This window comes from Ruegeria sp. AD91A (assembly GCF_003443535.1).
Lineage (GTDB): Bacteria > Pseudomonadota > Alphaproteobacteria > Rhodobacterales > Rhodobacteraceae > Ruegeria.
This window is the reverse complement of the sequence record NZ_CP031946.1, coordinates 657,902-673,215: the sequence shown is the minus strand read 5'-3', so window position 1 is coordinate 673,215 and position 15,314 is coordinate 657,902. Positions and strand designations below refer to the sequence as shown.

Sequence of the window (15,314 nt, the reverse complement as noted above, 5' to 3'; positions counted from 1 at the left end):
TTCAAAAATATAGCTACTATACTTTATGGACATCAATACACTTGTCAAGCTGACATCTCGGGCTTGGTCACTGAACATTCTTGCCCTGCTGCACGCCAAAGTTCCGGGCCGACAAGCCCCGCTTTTGGCCGCAACCAACGCAAGCCGAACGGCCTTTGCAACCAGCCTTGCTCATCTTATTGAACTAGGAATGATCGAAAGAAATCCCGGTCACGGGCATCCTCTACGTTCAGAATTTCGACTGACTCCAACCGGAATCGAAGCCGCGTCAGTCGCCAGCAAGATAATTACAACCGCCCGAACTGAGGATGAAACCAGACTTCTACGAAAAACATGGACTGTGCCAGTTCTGGCGCTGGCAGGCACCCCTCATCGTTTCTCGGCAATCAAATCGGGCCTCACGATCATTACAGATCGGGCGCTGTCCTCATCCCTTCACCAGCTGGAAGAACGAAACTGGATCCAGCGCAACATTGACACTGCCGAGAGGATGCCATTTCCAACCTATCAGGCCGTGAATGCTGGAAAAGAGATCAGCAGAGCAGTTGGCTTGCCACTGTGATCACCTACTGCCTGCCGCCTTGAACAGTGCCTTTTTCAACCCGGAAGATCACCCGAATTTTTAACCGCGCTTGACATTCCACCACCGAACCCTCATGTGCCTACCATCACTGCGCTGAAGCGTGAGCCCGAGCGGACCTGGTCCGCCCCACAGCGCCAGTTTATCATTCCAGTTCCCCATCACGCAGGGTTCTTGACGCGACGGCCGGATGGCGCAGGATGCACCTGCTCGTTCCGAGGTCTCGCACAACCCCTGCCGGTCGCCCACGAGCGACCCTTCATGACCTGTCCGCGGGCCAACGCCTCGGGCTGTAAAGGATAGTTATTTGTTCGACTTTGATATGCTGGGCCTTGCCCCGGCACTGAACGAGGCACTTAAACGCGCCAATTTCACTCAACCCACACCGATCCAGAACCAGGCGATTCCGCTTGCTCTGAATGGTCACGACATTCTGGGACTGGCTCAAACCGGCACCGGCAAGACACTGGCTTTTGGCCTGCCTCTGATCGATCACCTTCTGGCCCAGTCTGGTAAGCCAGATCCGAAAACCTCCAAGGCGCTGATCCTGGCGCCCACCCGCGAACTCGTGAACCAGATCGCCGACAGCCTCCGTACCCTGACGAAGGGCACCAAGCTGCGCGTGGCCACCGTTGTAGGCGGCCAGTCGATCAATAAACAGATAATGATCCTCTCTCGTGGCACTGATATTCTGGTCGCCACACCGGGTCGCCTGATAGACTTGATGGAACGTGGTGCAGTAAATCTCGGAGCGGTACGCCATCTGGTGCTGGACGAAGCTGACCAGATGCTCGACCTTGGCTTTATCCATGCACTGCGCAAAATCGCGCCGGCACTGGGCACTCCACGCCAAACCATGCTGTTTTCGGCCACCATGCCGAAGCAGATGGAAGAACTCAGCCGCGCCTACCTGACCAACCCGCAGCGGGTGCAGGTCTCGCCTCCGGGCAAAGCGGCGGACAAGATTACGCAGTCTTTGCACTTCGTTTCCAAACCCGGAAAACCAATCAAGCTGCGTGAAATCCTGTCGAAAGATGTGGATGCCCTGACACTGGTCTTTACCCGCACCAAACATGGTGCAGAACGGCTGATGAAGGGCCTTGTAGCTGACGGCTATAACGCCGCATCCATCCACGGCAACAAAAGCCAGGGTCAGCGCGATCGCGCGATCAAGGCGTTCCGCGCGGGTGAAATCAACATTCTGGTGGCCACCGACGTTGCGGCCCGAGGCATCGACATCCCGGGCGTCGCCTACGTGATCAACTTTGACCTGCCCGAGGTGCCTGACAACTACGTCCACCGTATCGGGCGCACCGCCCGAGCTGGGCGCGAGGGCGAAGCCATCGCCTTCTGCTCCCCGGAAGAAGTTGATCTGCTGCGTCAGATCCAAAAGCTGATGAAGATCGAGATCCCAGTTGCCAGTGGCTCGATGCCAGAAGCTGTGCAACCTGAAAAACCGGCGCGCCGCCCGAGCAACCGCCGCCGGGGGTTCAAACCCAAACCCGCCAACGGGGAAGGAAAACCCGCAGCAAACAAACGGCGTCGCCCACGCGGCAAACGCCCTGCGGCGTAAGGTCGGCCTGCACAATAAAAGGCCAACGCCGGGTCACAAGCCGGCGTTGGCGTAACACTAAGAACGAAACCAGATTTCGTTCCGGTTAATTCCCCGAATTCCGCTCTGCTTCAATCTCGCGCCATTTGGCGACATTGCGATTGTGTTCCTGCAAAGTCTCGGCAAACGCATGGCCGCCCGTACCATCGGCAACGAAGAACACGAAGTCCGTGTCATCCGGCGCAACAGCAGCTTCAAGGCTGGCCAAGCCCGGATTGGCAATCGGCGTCGGCGGCAAGCCGTCGATCTGGTAGGTGTTCCATGGCGTTGGCCTGTTCAGCTCGCTGCGACGCAGCCCGCGGCCCAACGTGCCTTGCCCCTTGGTAACGCCATAGATGACGGTCGGGTCCGTCTGCAGCCGCATCCCCTGTTTCAGCCGGTTCACAAAAACGCTGGCCACTTTCCCGCGCTCTTCCGGAACTCCGGTTTCCTTTTCGATGATCGACGCAAGGATCAGCATTTCTTCGGGGCTTTCCAGCGGCAACCCGTCCTGGCGGCTTTCCCAAACGGCGTTGATCCGCAATTGTTGCTTGTCCTGCATCGCCTGCAGAATGACGTTACGGTCCTGACCAGCCACAACATCGTAACTGTCAGGCGCCAGCATACCCTCAGCAGGTATTTCGCTCACCTCACCTGTCAAAGCGTCAAATGCCTTCAACGCCTCGACCACCTGCCACGAGGTCACACCTTCGGCCAGTGATACGCGGTAACGCGTGTCCGCCTCATTGCGTTTCTCGTTATAGGCCTCAGGCACCTCTTCTCCCGACGGATCAAACGACGCGATTTCGACGAAATCCAAGGTCGCAGGGTTCAACTCGCGAACACGGGTCTGAGCGCGCGTCACACCGATACGATACTCAATCTCAGACCCACAGGTGCTGGCACCGCTGCTGGTGATCTCGTCGATGATCTGCTCCATCGACGCACCTTCCCGTACCAGAAAGCTACCGGCTTTCAACTGCTGCGCCCGATCCGTGTAGTCAGCCGCCATCCGAAAGATCGTGGCACTGCTGATGGCGCCCTGCTCTTCCAGCTGCTGACTGACACGCGTCATGTTCGATCCGCTTCTGACCTGAAGGCAGATTGCGGTTTCAAGCGGGCCCTCGGCCTTGTACTGGCTCTGCCCCCAAAGGATTAGCCCGCCCATCATGAACAGGCCGACCACCAGAATGGTCAGCGCGTTCGAAGCAATGGCCCGCCACATTTAGCTGGCCTTTCCGAAGATCACGCTGGCATTGGTGCCGCCAAACCCGAACGAGTTCGACAGGGCCACATTGATCTCACGCTCACGTTTTGCGTTCGGAGCCAAATCGATCGGGGTCTCCACTGCTGGATTGTCCAGATTGATTGTCGGCGGGGCTACCTGATCACGGATCGCCAAAATCGAGAAGATCGCCTCGATCGCGCCCGCAGCACCCAGCAAGTGACCGGTTGCCGACTTGGTCGAGCTCATGGTCGCATTCCCGGCATGATCCCCCAGCAAACGCTCAACCGCGCCCAGCTCGATCGTATCTGCCATGGTCGAGGTGCCATGCGCGTTGATATAGTCCAGATCTTTTGGCTCCAGCCCCGCACTGCGCAGCGCCGCCCGCATCGAGCGTTCAGCCCCGTCGCCATCTTCTGAAGGCGCGGTGATGTGATAAGCGTCACCCGACATACCATAGCCCAGCACCTCAGCGTAAATCTTCGCACCGCGGGCCTTGGCGTGCTCATAGTCTTCCAGAATGACGATGCCTGCACCTTCGCCCATGACGAACCCGTCACGGTCCACGTCATAAGGGCGGCTGGCCGCCTTGGGGTTATCGGCATATTTGGTCGACAACGCCTTGCAAGCGTTGAACCCGGCGATGCCGATCTCGCAGATGCAGCCTTCGCCGCCACCTGCGACCATAACGTCTGCGTCACCTGCACGGATGATACGGCTGGCGTCGCCGATAGCGTGGGCACCGGTGGAACACGCCGTCACGACCGAATGGTTGGGTCCCTTGAAGCCATGACGGATCGACACCTGACCTGACGCCAGGTTGATCAGAGCACCTGGAATAAAGAACGGCGACACCCGGCGCGGGCCCTTGTCACGGATCAGATTGGCGGTGTTGGCGATCGAGCCCAAACCACCGATGCCTGAACCGATCAGAACACCTGTTCGCAGGCGGTCCTCTTCATCTTCGGGCAACCAGTTCGCATCCTTGCAGGCCATTTCTGCGGCCGCGATGGAATACAGGATGAAGTCTTCAATTTTGCGCTGCTCTTTCGGCGGCATCCAGTCATCAGGATTGAACGTTCCGTTGGTACCATCCCCGCGCGGCACCTCACAGGCGTAGGTCGTGGTGACGCCACTGCCTTCCGCATCAAAATGCGTGATAGGACCAGCGCCGGACTCTCCGTCCAACAGCCGCGACCAGGTTTCCTCGACCCCGCTGGCCAAAGGAGTGACCAATCCAAGACCGGTAACAACGACTCTGCGCATGAAGTGCCTCTTGCCTGCTTCCTGTTATGAGAACCGCTCTTACCCCGGCCCGGGGTGCGGGGGCAAGAGCAACGGCGACTTCAAGGAGGCTTCCCGCCGCCTATCACCCGAAACTATACTGTTTTCAACGATTGGAAGAGGTGCCCGCCCTTTCACGCGTCCTGCTGAAAGGGCGGAGCGGTTTATTGGAACTGTGCCACCGGCTCATGTGCCGATTTTGCCATTTCCAGAGCATCCGTCAGGTCAAGTGTCTTGTGAAACAATGCACGCCCTACGATCGCACCCGAGATATTGGGAATATACGCCAGCCGCGAGATATCGTCTGCAGTGCGCACAACCCCGCTTGCGATCACCGGAGTGCGCGAATGTCCGGCAAGCCCCGAGATCAAACCAAGCTGAGCCTCGACGTCATCCATGTCGCTGTCGATATCCGTCACTACGATGGCGGCAAACGGCGCATCTTCGAACGCGTCGATAAACGCTTCGGGCGTGAATGCGCTTTGGCTGCGCCAGCCATCCGTCATCACAAAACCTTGCCAGACATCAACCGATAGCACGATTTGATCCGGGTAAAGCTTGGCCAGTTCCTTGACCAGATTCGGCTCGCGCGCTGCCAGCGTGCCGATCACGACACGACCGACCCCTTTGTCGATCCAGCGTTCCACCTGTTCACGTGTCCGCATACCACCCGCCAACTGAACCGGAATTTCGGCCGCTCGGATAATCTCTTCAATCAATTCGACGTTGGTATCTTTGCCCTCAATCGCGTCGAAATCGGTCAGGTGCATCCATTCGGCACCCGCCTCGGCCCAGCTTCGCGCTGTCTCAACCGGGTTTACATGCCAAATCATAGAGTTGTCCAAACGACCTTTGTCCAACGTGACACACCGGCCGTTCTGCAGTTCCATAGTGGGGTATATCCTCATGAGCTCGGTCCTCCGCTCAATCGCTCTGAAAATCCTCGGCAGCATACACTTGGAACGCCCTCCCAATATTACCGGGATCGGCACAGTTTGGCCATTTTGCGGCATACTGTTGAAGTGGCGGATTTACGCGAACGCAGGTGGGCCGTTGCGCCTTAACAAGTGCACCGGGGTTTCATTATACACCCCTTCACGCATCAATACATAGCCCAGCTTTTTGGCAAGCTTCTGCGACGAGGAATTCGACGCGTTCACCATCGCGACCAAAGGCCCGGGAATCACCCGGTCAAACCAGTCATGAGCAGCCTTCGCCGCCTCATATCCCAAGCCCTGCCCCTGTACCTCAGGGGCCAGAACCCAGCCTGCCTCGGGAAAGCCGTCGAAATCCTCTCCCATCCGACGGTTTCCGTAAAAGAAACCGGCCTGTCCAATCAGCTTTCGATTCGACTGCTGAAGCACACCCCATTGACCAAACCCGGCCATCTGCCAATGTCCGGCGTTGCGCAAAAATGAATCCCACGCCTCGCCACGTGAACGGGGTGAGCCGCCGATGTGCTGGACAACGCACGGGTCCCGCCAGATCTCGGCGAACCGGTCAAAGTCCTCCGGGCGCATGGCACACAGTGTCAAACGCGCGGTATTTATCATGGGAGTGGATCTTATCATGCCCTGTCCACTTTGAATTTTGCCTCAATGGAAACAGTGCGTATCCGAATATAAACGCGCAAGCATGAATTTTGAGCGGGCACAAAAAAACGGCGCCTCCGTTGCCCGGAAGCGCCGCTTTTAATCAGAAGGAAACGCTTAGGACGCTTCGCTGATGAACTTGACCGCGTCGCCGAAGGTCTGGATGGTTTCGGCTGCATCATCGGGGATTTCGATGCCGAACTCTTCTTCGAAGGCCATGACCAGTTCAACGGTGTCCAGGCTGTCTGCGCCCAGATCATCGATGAAGGACGCGTTTTCCGCGACTTTATCTTCTTCAACACCCAGGTGCTCAACAACGATCTTCTTAACGCGATCTGCGACGTCGCTCATGTCTATTCCTCATTCCTTTACAGGGCGGTCTGCCCGATTCTGCCCTTGCCCGCACGGGTTGGCTTTGATTTGCCCGTTTCGGGCGGTTTGGGTCCCGGCGAACCGGGAAGTCGAAGGCCGACCTGAACAACCGGCCCCGCATAGATGCGCCGCCTATAGCATAGTCGACGCTAGAGGCAAACGCTTTCGCGCCGCCCCTGTGGCGATCACAACATGGCCATACCGCCGTTCACATGCAAGGTGCTTCCAGTAACATAGCCGGCTTCTGGGCTGGCAAGATACAGAACCGCCGCCGCAATTTCTTCGGGATCACCCATGCGACCCGCCGGAACCTTCAACAGCAGACCCTTTTTCTGTTCCTCGGTCAGCTTCTCGGTCATTGCCGTCGTGATAAAACCCGGCGCCACGGCGTTAACCGTAATTCCGCGGGTTGCAACTTCGTGCGCCAAGGCCTTGGAAAAACCAATCATTCCGGCTTTTGACGCCGCATAGTTCGCCTGACCCGGATTACCGATTACGGCCACCACGGACGAGACATTCACGATCCGACCCCAGCGTGACTTCATCATGCCCCGGATCACACCTTTGCACAGTTTCATCGTCGAGGTCATGTTCACGTCTATCACGCTCTGCCATTCCTCATCGGACATGCGCATGAACAGGTTATCGCGCGTGATACCAGCGTTGTTCACAAGGATGTCCACCGATCCCATTGCTTCGATCGCTTGCTTTGGCAACGCCTCAACGGCTTCCGGATCGCTCAGATTGCACGGCAACACATGCGCGCGTTCGCCCAGTTCGTCTGCCAGAGCCTGCAGAGGTTCGACCCGTGTACCGGACAATCCAACCGCTGCGCCAGCACCATGCAACGCGCGTGCAATATCGCCTCCGATGCCGCCCGAAGCACCAGTGATCAGCGCATTCTTACCTTTCAAATCAAACATTCGGTTTTCCTCTTGGTGCGCCGGCCACGACGCGTTTTGAGCTTACGATTCGGCCTGAATGGCCTTTTGAACATCTTCCGGGGTGCCGACAGCCTTGCCTGAAATGGCACGATCGATCTTGCGGATCATGCCGGACAGCGCTTTGCCAGCACCGATTTCCCATGTCTCAGTCACGCCTTGCGCCGCCATGAACTGCACGCTTTCACGCCAGCGAACCGAACCCGTCACCTGTTCAACCAACAACTGGCGGATCAGATCCGGATCACTGACTGCTTGGGCGCGTACATTGGCCACCAAAGGTACCGAGGGCACCTTTACTTCGACGGCAGCAAGCGCTTCCGCCATGACATCTGCCGCAGGCTGCATCAGCGCGCAGTGAAATGGGGCACTTACAGGCAACATAACGGCACGTTTTGCGCCTTTCTCTTTGGCAATCTCGGCGGCACGCTCGACAGCAGCCTTGGAACCGGACACAACGACCTGAGTTGGATCGTTGTCATTGGCAGCCTGACAGACCTCTCCCTGCGCGGCTTCTTCTGCTACGGCGCGTACCGCCTCCAGATCCAATCCAAGAATGGCCGCCATTGCACCCTCGCCTACGGGTACGGCACTTTGCATCGCCTGACCACGGGTGCGCAACAGGCGCGCGGTGTCCGCGATCGACAAAGCCCCTGCAGCTGCAAGAGCCGAGTATTCGCCCAAAGAATGGCCCGCCACAAAAGTCGCCTTATTGACCGAAACACCTTCGGTTTCCAGCGCTCGCATCGCCGCCATGGATGTTGCCATAAGAGCCGGCTGAGCATTCTGAGTCAGCGTCAAATCGGCGATGTCGCCTTCCCAGATTACGCTGCTCAGCTTTTCTCCCAGTGCCTCGTCCACCTCATCGAAGACGGCCTGTGCCGCCGGATAGGCATCGGCCAGTGCTTTGCCCATACCGATGGTCTGGGCGCCCTGCCCCGGAAAAACGAACGCGAGTGTCATTGCAACCTCATGGATGATGTCAGGTTGCGGCGGGGTGTAAACTGACTGATCGTCTGGCACAAGCACTGCCTGTGTTCTGCATTCTGGCACCTTGGCTGTGCACAAGCGCTTACTTGTGCCGACCTCCGATAACCTTAACTTGGGCGCAGCACAGAATCCCGGAGCGTTGCACCCATGGCCTCGACCAATTCCTTCTCAAGCTACGGAAGTGTCGCAAAGACGTTTCACTGGCTCACCGCGTTGCTGATCTTCACGGCCCTGCCGCTCGGCTGGATCGCGGACAACCTGGCCTACGCCGTATTGCATGCCCCCACAGCCCCAAGCGAGGCCGAAATCGCACGCGCGGCGCGCATATTCTCATTGCACAAAACCGTTGGCGTCACCGTGTTCTTCGTTGCTTTGGCTCGGATAGTATGGGCCTTCACGCAAACCAAGCCCGGCCTGTTGAATGCCGACAACAAGCCCGAGGCTTTCGCCGCCGAAACTGTCCACTGGCTTCTCTATGGGTCACTGGTGCTTGTGCCACTCACCGGTTGGGTGCACCACGCCGCAACCGAAGGGTTTGCTCCAATCCTCTGGCCCTTCGGCCAAAATCTGCCTTTTGTACCGAAATCAACCATTGTGGCCGAGGTGACAGGCGTTCTGCATTGGCTGTTCATGTGGACGCTCGTCGGCGCGCTGGTCCTGCATGTTGCCGGAGCGTTGAAGCATCACGTCATAGACAAAGACAGCACGTTACGCAGGATGTTGCCGGGTGGGTCTGACGCACCGGAGCCTCCACGGCAGCACCATTCCCTTGTCCCCGCCGTCGCCGCGGTGGCCGTTTGGGCGCTTGCCCTCACCGGCGGCTGGGTCTCTGGCGAGTTTGCACGTGAGGCCGACGATGATGACGCCGATGTCCAACTGGCCGAGGTGCAATCAGACTGGCAGGTTCAGAACGGCACCCTGACCATTACGATCTCGCAATTGGGCAGCCCTGTCACCGGCTCGTTCTCCGACTGGACGGCCGCAATTGCTTTTGACGAACCCACTGACCCCGGCCCGGCCGGGTCCGCCGAAGTCACGATTGCAATAGGATCTCTCAGCCTCGGAACCGTAACTGAACAGGCCATGGGGGCGGATTTCTTCGACAACGCCCAGTTTCCGACGGCCCAGTTCACAGCTGACCTTTTCAGAACCGAAAGCGGATACGAAGCACGCGGACCGCTGACAATCCGTGACAAGACGATCGATATCACACTCCCCTTTTCGCTGGACCTTCAGGACGGCACCGCGACCATGGCTGGCTCGGTTGACCTGAACCGGTTGGATTTTGACGTAGGCACATCACAGCCCACAGAAGACTCGCTCGGCTTCACCGTAACAGTGACCGTAGAACTCGCTGCGTCTCGCGGACAGTAATGCAAAAAAACCGCCGGTGATCCTATCACCGGCGGTTTTATTGTTCGTTGTCTTGCGATTATTCGGCTTTTTGCGCTTCGACCGAGATCTGCACCTGCACTTCGTCGCTGACAAACGGTGCGAACTGGCCCAAATCAAACTCACTACGGACCAGAGTTGTGGTGGCGTTGAAACCGGCCCATGGCTTGTTTGCCATTGGATGGGTATCAACCTTGTTCAATTTGGCATCCAGAACAACGGACTTGGTCACGCCGTTCATGGTGAGGTCGCCGGTGATCTTGGCAGTGTTTTCACCCGTCACTTCGATACCCGTCGAGGTAAAGGTGATCAGATCGCCCTCAACCGCACCAAAGAAATCCTCGGTCATGAAGTGATCTTCACGCGGTTTCCAGCCAGTGAACATTTCCAGTACCGGCATGGATACGCTTACGCTGGAGGCGGCGGGATCTTCCTGATCAAACATGATTTCGCCCTCAAAACCCGAGAACATGCCGGTTGTGGTTGAAAAGCCCAAGTGGTCATAGCTGAAGACAACCTGACTGTGGCTCGAGTCCAACACGTATTTCTCGGCGCTGGCGAATGCCGTGGTCGCCGACACGGCCAGTGCAGCAGCAAGAAGGGTGGATTTCATAACAATCTCCGCGTTTTTGTGAATGCAAACCGTCTGGGTTGCTTACAAACAAAATGTGCCGCCTATCGGCGGCACACAACCTTTTTCGAGTCACAGCATCTGTTCCTTTTTGAACAGAATAAAATTCAGCCGAAAATTGTTACGCTCTTGCTCAGCTGTCCCTTCAGCGCTCGGCTGACATCCGCCGATTCAAGGGGCAGCTTCATCAAAAGGCTTCCGTCCACATCAAACAGGTGAACTTCGTTTTCTTCAAAACGTGCGCCACCCAGCGACTCATAGCTGCGGCGCAACACCGTCTGCGGACGCCCGTCCTCGTTCTTTTGCAGAACACGGACTTCACGACGTATCGGATCAAAATAGGCATCCGGGCGCTGATCAAGGACTTCAATCGTCAGCAAACTGACACCGACGATCAGAAACAGCATCGAGGCCACCATCTTGATCGGCCAGACATCTGCGCCAACGATCGAACCCGGCATGAGCCACATCGAAAACGCCGAAAAGATCAGGAACGCTCCTACCAACCGCGCCAGGATCAAACGGGCCTTCCAGTTTGGCGCAAAGGCGATCATTACCGGCACCGAATGCTCAAAGCGCGAGCTTGCCGCTTCTTCCCGGTATGTGTTTGTATTTGTCGCGGTCATAACACTTCACCCTTTATCAGGTTACTGTCGAATTTCAGTTTCGTTCCGGGTAACGTCCGGTATGCAAAACAACTTTGAGCCGAAAAGCGTCAGCAATTGGGCGGCCCAAAGGAAAATGGGCGGCGTCTCAAAGGCACATGTGGCAGGGCTTGCTCCTGTAGTTCAAACGTGTATACGGGGCCATCCTTCGCAATCAAATGAATCGCGCAGCCTCTCGTGGCAGGGTCGCGAAGGACCGGATGGCCCCGCCTATGAAATGCGCCTTGATATAAACAGGAGTGCACATGCCACTGTATGAGCATGTAATGATCGCGCGTCAGGATCTGTCCAACGCGCAGGCGGAAAGCCTCGTCGAACATTTCGGCACCGTTCTGGCTGACAACGGCGGCAAGCTTGTCGACAGCGAGTATTGGGGCGTCAAGACGATGGCCTACAAGATCAACAAGAACCGCAAGGGCCACTATGCCTTTCTGAAAACCGATTCCCCCTCGGGTGCGGTTCAGGAAATGGAACGCCTGATGCGTCTGCATGACGATGTCATGCGCGTTCTGACCATCAAGGTCGATGGCCACACCGATGGCCCGTCGGTTCAGATGCAGAAGCGTGACGAGCGTGGCGACCGCCGCGAGCGTCGTTGATCAACGCCTGAGAAAAGGACACTAAACCATGGCCGCAAAACCATTTTTCCGCCGCCGCAAGGTCTGCCCGTTCTCGGGTGAGAACGCGCCGAAGATCGATTACAAAGACACCCGTCTGCTGCAGCGCTACATCTCTGAGCGTGGCAAGATCGTTCCATCCCGCATCACCGCCGTTTCGGCGAAAAAGCAGCGTGAGCTGGCCCGTGCTATCAAGCGCGCCCGCTTCCTCGCCCTGCTGCCCTACGCCGTGAAGTAAGGAGAGATTGACATGCAAGTTATCCTTCTCGAACGCGTTGCGAAACTGGGTCAGATGGGCGACGTCGTTGACGTAAAGTCCGGCTACGCCCGAAACTTCCTGCTGCCCCAGGGCAAAGCCCTGAGCGCATCGGACGCCAACATCGCGTCGTTCGAAGCCCAGAAAGCGCAGTTGGAAGCACGCAACCTGGAAACCAAGAAAGAAGCTGAAGCACTGGCTGAAAAGCTGGACGGACAGCAATTCGTCGTGATTCGCTCTGCATCAGATGCAGGTGCTCTGTACGGCTCGGTCACCCCGCGTGACGCCGCAGACGCTGCAACCGAAGCCGGATTCACCGTCGACAAAAAGCAGGTTATCCTGATCAATCCGATCAAGGAGCTGGGCCTGCACTCTGTTGCAGTCAAGCTGCACCCCGAAGTCGAAGTCGAAATCAAAATGAACGTGGCGCGTTCGGAAGAAGAAGCCGAACTGCAAGCCTCGGGCAAATCGATCCAGGAACTGGCCGCAGAAGAAGAAGCAGCCGCTGAATTCGAGATTGCTGAACTGTTTGACGACATCGGCTCGGCCGCGTCCGAGGACGAAGAGCTGGCTTCGGAAGCAGCCCCTGCTGAGGAAGACGAAGCCAAAGCCTGATCCGGCGACGCTTCGAATACTATTAAGGCCGTGCTTCAGCGCGGCCTTTTTTGTGTTTCCGAGCCAAACCAGCAAATTTCAGCCCAACTCCATCCACAATCTTGCAGCAAAATACTCAGGCCATATCATTGCCACTCGAAGTCCGGAGAAAAAATGTCCTCGTTCACCCGTCGCAATTTCTTGGCACTCTTATTGACAGCACCGATGGCTGCTTGCAGTGCAGGAGTAGTATCCAAGGCAGAAACACCGCTATTCAACCCTCCGCTTTATCCAAACGAAACGCCGGAACTTCGCGCGTCGATCAACAAATGGGCAGACCACTACCAGCTTCCGCGAGAGCTTGTTCACAAGCTGGCTATTCGCGAAAGCACACATCGCCCCTGGGCCGTCAACCGCCCCTATTACGGCCTGCTACAGATCCTTCCGGCTACCGCGCGCTCTATGGGATACACCGGAAACGCCAAAGGCCTGTTGGACGCGGACACCAACCTCGAGTTTGCCGGGAAATACCTTCGCGGCGCCTGGCTTCTGTCTGATGGCAATCAGGATCGGGCCATATTTCTCTATGCCAAAGGGTTTTACCCCGAGGCCAAAGCGCGCGGGTTGTTGGTGGAAACTGGACTGAAATCCGCCAACTGACGGTGATTGGCGTCAGAAAGCCGCGTGATTTTAGCACTTTTTACCGAATAGTGACAAAAATGTTCTATTGAATGTCTCAATATTTTGAAATGCGCAGACAATTAGTACCTCGCCTTGTCATGTTTAGGAAAGTGTGGTGTTCTGACTCGGTGAGGTAAACGGGTTCCACTCTGTGTTATATGCATGCTCGACGACACCATCGAGCTGTAAGATGGGCCGCAGCTAGTAGGCACCACATGGAAATTGTCGATCTGAGCACACTGCCGGATTCCGAGGTTCGTTACACCGAATTTCTAAGGCAAATCTGTGAGAAGCATGACATGGATCATGCCGCTTATGCTGGCATGAACCCTGCTGCTGGCACGGTGGCCGGCTTTGTGACGTATGACGATGCCTGGAATGAGCACTACACAAACCAGGGTCTGATCATGATCGACCCGACCATCCATATGGCCCGCCGCAGCATTGCGCCAGTGGATTGGAGCCGCTTGGAGCGCAGCCCTGACTTCCAACGTGTATTCCGGGATGCCCATGATTTTGGACTGCCCAACCAAGGCGTTACAATACCCGTGCGCGGTCCCTACGGGGATATCGGCCTGTTGAGCGCAACGCGCAACTGCAGCAAAGAGGAATGGCGCAAGCTATACACGCATGTCATCAGTGACTTGCAGTCCATGGCGGTGCACATCCATGACAACGTCGTTTCGTCGGACGAATTGACCAGCGCGCTGTATCATCCAACGCTCTCCAGACGTGAAACAGAGATTTTGCAGTGGGTCGCGGCAGGGAAATCGCAACAGGACATCGGCGATATTTTGTCTATTTCGCACCGAACCGTAGAAGTGCACTTGCGTTCCAGCCGAGAAAAGCTTAGTGCGCTGACCACCCCTCAGGCCGTTGGCCGGGCGATTGCAATTGGGCTTATTACCCCAAGTTAAACAAAAAAAACGCCAAATTTCGCCAAAATACGGGAAACCCCCAATAGAAAAACTCCCCGAGTCCGGTAACTTCAAGGTTACCGAACAACCACTCGAAGGGGGAAGAAATGATCATCGTGGTAGATGGCCTGAACAGACATTTGTTCAGCGAAGTTCTTGACGAAATGTTCGAGTTGAGAGCACGTGTTTTTGGGGGACGTCTAGGATGGGACGTTAACATTCAAGACGGAAAAGAAATCGACGAGTTCGATCACCTGGACCCGGCATATGTAATCGGACTCGACGACGAGGGGAATGTCGTCGCAGCCGTGCGTGCCCTCCAGACCACCGGACCTCACATGTTGTCGGATGTCTTTTCGTCGATTCTTTGTGGCGAAGCACCACTTCGCAGCGCAACCATGTGGGAATCGACCCGCTTCTGCGTAGACACGCAACGTCTCACTCGTGGCAAAGAAAAGAACTCGGTCTCATACGCAACGTGCGAGTTGATGATAGGATCTTTGGAATATGCAAAGAATGCAGGTATTCAGGACATCATCACCGTGATCGATCCGGTCATGGATCGGGTGCTGAAGCGTTCGAACTGCGCTCCATACGACTATGTCGGCAAAACAGTGCCAATGGGCAAAGTTCATGCCTTGGCCGCTCTGCTGGACTGCACGGAAGAACGCATCGCCGGCCTGCGTGAGTTTGCGGGCATTCACAACGATGTCTTTATGGACGAAGAAGAGGCGTTGGATCTGTTTGCCGCGAAGAAAGCCGCAGAACAAAACCCGGCGAACCAGGATCACAAACCACTTACCGACCTCGAGAAATACTTTGTGGAACAGATGAGCGCTGCAAAAACGGAAGCTGAACGGCAGGACGTCCTTAAGCTGATCGAAGCGCTCACGGATACTTTCACGCCAGAGCAAAGAACCGCTCTTTTAGAAACCCCCCGTGCTTTTGCTCATGAGGCCTGACCCCCTCACCTCATAGATACAAAA

The 15,314-nt window shown here is 56.6% G+C and carries 18 protein-coding genes; 9 read left to right on the top strand and 9 right to left on the bottom strand.

The window, feature by feature from the left end:
• Positions 1-25 precede the first annotated feature (25 nt).
• Together D1823_RS03380 and D1823_RS03375 are read left to right on the top strand one after the other, a co-directional pair.
• Complete coding sequence (locus D1823_RS03380; RefSeq protein WP_117868618.1) at positions 26-562, top strand: winged helix-turn-helix transcriptional regulator; 537 nt, start codon at positions 26-28, stop codon at positions 560-562.
• A gap of 325 nt (positions 563-887) precedes the next feature.
• Complete coding sequence (locus tag D1823_RS03375) at positions 888-2,153, top strand: DEAD/DEAH box helicase (RefSeq protein ID WP_117868617.1); 1,266 nt, start codon at positions 888-890, stop codon at positions 2,151-2,153.
• 85 nt (positions 2,154-2,238) lie between these two features.
• Here D1823_RS03375 and mltG read toward each other — a convergent pair whose 3' ends face one another.
• From mltG to fabD, 7 genes are all read right to left on the bottom strand, one after another.
• Positions 2,239-3,396 carry an endolytic transglycosylase MltG gene (mltG, locus tag D1823_RS03370; protein WP_117868616.1) on the bottom strand — a complete coding sequence of 386 codons (1,158 nt, stop codon included), beginning with the start codon at positions 3,394-3,396 and terminating at the stop codon, positions 2,239-2,241.
• Positions 3,397-4,662, bottom strand: a complete 1,266-nt coding sequence (fabF, locus tag D1823_RS03365) for a beta-ketoacyl-ACP synthase II (RefSeq protein ID WP_117868615.1) — start codon at positions 4,660-4,662, stop codon at positions 3,397-3,399.
• 182 nt (positions 4,663-4,844) lie between these two features.
• Positions 4,845-5,588 (bottom strand): HisA/HisF-related TIM barrel protein, encoded by a 744-nt coding sequence (locus D1823_RS03360; RefSeq protein ID WP_117868614.1) that lies wholly within the window; start codon positions 5,586-5,588, stop codon positions 4,845-4,847.
• A gap of 123 nt (positions 5,589-5,711) precedes the next feature.
• Entirely contained in the window at positions 5,712-6,251 is a 540-nt protein-coding gene (locus tag D1823_RS03355) for a GNAT family N-acetyltransferase (RefSeq protein ID WP_117868613.1), read from the bottom strand.
• 138 nt (positions 6,252-6,389) lie between these two features.
• Complete coding sequence (locus D1823_RS03350) at positions 6,390-6,623, bottom strand: acyl carrier protein (protein WP_008756330.1); 234 nt, start codon at positions 6,621-6,623, stop codon at positions 6,390-6,392.
• Positions 6,624-6,829: 206 nt separating this feature from the next.
• Complete coding sequence (gene fabG, locus D1823_RS03345; RefSeq protein ID WP_117868612.1) at positions 6,830-7,567, bottom strand: 3-oxoacyl-[acyl-carrier-protein] reductase; 738 nt, start codon at positions 7,565-7,567, stop codon at positions 6,830-6,832.
• A gap of 42 nt (positions 7,568-7,609) precedes the next feature.
• On the bottom strand, positions 7,610-8,548 hold the full coding sequence (gene fabD / locus D1823_RS03340; protein WP_117872673.1) for an ACP S-malonyltransferase: 939 nt from the start codon (positions 8,546-8,548) through the stop codon (positions 7,610-7,612).
• 174 nt (positions 8,549-8,722) lie between these two features.
• Here fabD and D1823_RS03335 point away from each other — a divergent pair, with 174 nt between their 5' ends.
• Complete coding sequence (locus D1823_RS03335) at positions 8,723-9,949, top strand: cytochrome b/b6 domain-containing protein (RefSeq protein WP_117868611.1); 1,227 nt, start codon at positions 8,723-8,725, stop codon at positions 9,947-9,949.
• 58 nt (positions 9,950-10,007) lie between these two features.
• On the opposite strand, the gene D1823_RS03330 is transcribed toward D1823_RS03335, so the two are convergent.
• The gene (locus D1823_RS03330; protein WP_117868610.1) at positions 10,008-10,580 is read right to left on the bottom strand and encodes a YceI family protein; all 573 of its coding nucleotides are present in this window, start codon (positions 10,578-10,580) and stop codon (positions 10,008-10,010) included.
• A 125-nt stretch (positions 10,581-10,705) separates the two neighbouring features.
• Positions 10,706-11,224: a hypothetical protein gene (locus D1823_RS03325; protein WP_117868609.1), complete on the bottom strand. Its 519-nt coding sequence runs from the start codon at positions 11,222-11,224 to the stop codon at positions 10,706-10,708.
• Between the two features lie 284 nt (positions 11,225-11,508).
• On the opposite strand from D1823_RS03325, the gene rpsF reads away from it, so the two are divergent.
• The 6 genes from rpsF to D1823_RS03295 all read left to right on the top strand — a co-directional run bounded on the left by rpsF (position 11,509) and on the right by D1823_RS03295 (position 15,290).
• Positions 11,509-11,862 (top strand): 30S ribosomal protein S6, encoded by a 354-nt coding sequence (gene rpsF / locus D1823_RS03320; RefSeq protein ID WP_117868608.1) that lies wholly within the window; start codon positions 11,509-11,511, stop codon positions 11,860-11,862.
• A gap of 28 nt (positions 11,863-11,890) precedes the next feature.
• Positions 11,891-12,118 (top strand): 30S ribosomal protein S18, encoded by a 228-nt coding sequence (rpsR, locus tag D1823_RS03315; RefSeq protein WP_005608650.1) that lies wholly within the window; start codon positions 11,891-11,893, stop codon positions 12,116-12,118.
• A gap of 12 nt (positions 12,119-12,130) precedes the next feature.
• Positions 12,131-12,751 carry a 50S ribosomal protein L9 gene (gene rplI / locus D1823_RS03310; RefSeq protein WP_117868607.1) on the top strand — a complete coding sequence of 207 codons (621 nt, stop codon included), beginning with the start codon at positions 12,131-12,133 and terminating at the stop codon, positions 12,749-12,751.
• 204 nt (positions 12,752-12,955) lie between these two features.
• Positions 12,956-13,390: a lytic transglycosylase domain-containing protein gene (locus tag D1823_RS03305; RefSeq protein WP_254683785.1), complete on the top strand. Its 435-nt coding sequence runs from the start codon at positions 12,956-12,958 to the stop codon at positions 13,388-13,390.
• Between the two features lie 236 nt (positions 13,391-13,626).
• Positions 13,627-14,328, top strand: coding sequence for an autoinducer binding domain-containing protein (locus tag D1823_RS03300; protein WP_117868605.1), 702 nt, complete (start codon positions 13,627-13,629; stop codon positions 14,326-14,328).
• A gap of 107 nt (positions 14,329-14,435) precedes the next feature.
• Complete coding sequence (locus D1823_RS03295; protein WP_117868604.1) at positions 14,436-15,290, top strand: acyl-homoserine-lactone synthase; 855 nt, start codon at positions 14,436-14,438, stop codon at positions 15,288-15,290.
• Positions 15,291-15,314: the final 24 nt, after the last annotated feature.

What these genes read in the sequence shown, in the direction of transcription:
- D1823_RS03380 (WP_117868618.1), top strand. Translation starts at nt 26, where the DNA reads ATGGACATCAATACACTTGTCAAGCTGACATCTCGGGCTTGGTCACTG.
- mltG (WP_117868616.1), bottom strand. Translation starts at nt 3,396, where the DNA reads ATGTGGCGGGCCATTGCTTCGAACGCGCTGACCATTCTGGTGGTCGGC.
- fabF (WP_117868615.1), bottom strand. Translation starts at nt 4,662, where the DNA reads ATGCGCAGAGTCGTTGTTACCGGTCTTGGATTGGTCACTCCTTTGGCC.
- D1823_RS03360 (WP_117868614.1), bottom strand. Translation starts at nt 5,588, where the DNA reads ATGAGGATATACCCCACTATGGAACTGCAGAACGGCCGGTGTGTCACG.
- D1823_RS03355 (WP_117868613.1), bottom strand. Translation starts at nt 6,251, where the DNA reads ATGATAAGATCCACTCCCATGATAAATACCGCGCGTTTGACACTGTGT.
- D1823_RS03350 (WP_008756330.1), bottom strand. Translation starts at nt 6,623, where the DNA reads ATGAGCGACGTCGCAGATCGCGTTAAGAAGATCGTTGTTGAGCACCTG.
- fabG (WP_117868612.1), bottom strand. Translation starts at nt 7,567, where the DNA reads ATGTTTGATTTGAAAGGTAAGAATGCGCTGATCACTGGTGCTTCGGGC.
- fabD (WP_117872673.1), bottom strand. Translation starts at nt 8,548, where the DNA reads ATGACACTCGCGTTCGTTTTTCCGGGGCAGGGCGCCCAGACCATCGGT.
- D1823_RS03335 (WP_117868611.1), top strand. Translation starts at nt 8,723, where the DNA reads ATGGCCTCGACCAATTCCTTCTCAAGCTACGGAAGTGTCGCAAAGACG.
- D1823_RS03330 (WP_117868610.1), bottom strand. Translation starts at nt 10,580, where the DNA reads ATGAAATCCACCCTTCTTGCTGCTGCACTGGCCGTGTCGGCGACCACG.
- D1823_RS03325 (WP_117868609.1), bottom strand. Translation starts at nt 11,224, where the DNA reads ATGACCGCGACAAATACAAACACATACCGGGAAGAAGCGGCAAGCTCG.
- rpsF (WP_117868608.1), top strand. Translation starts at nt 11,509, where the DNA reads ATGCCACTGTATGAGCATGTAATGATCGCGCGTCAGGATCTGTCCAAC.
- rpsR (WP_005608650.1), top strand. Translation starts at nt 11,891, where the DNA reads ATGGCCGCAAAACCATTTTTCCGCCGCCGCAAGGTCTGCCCGTTCTCG.
- rplI (WP_117868607.1), top strand. Translation starts at nt 12,131, where the DNA reads ATGCAAGTTATCCTTCTCGAACGCGTTGCGAAACTGGGTCAGATGGGC.
- D1823_RS03305 (WP_254683785.1), top strand. Translation starts at nt 12,956, where the DNA reads ATGGCTGCTTGCAGTGCAGGAGTAGTATCCAAGGCAGAAACACCGCTA.
- D1823_RS03300 (WP_117868605.1), top strand. Translation starts at nt 13,627, where the DNA reads ATGGAAATTGTCGATCTGAGCACACTGCCGGATTCCGAGGTTCGTTAC.
- D1823_RS03295 (WP_117868604.1), top strand. Translation starts at nt 14,436, where the DNA reads ATGATCATCGTGGTAGATGGCCTGAACAGACATTTGTTCAGCGAAGTT.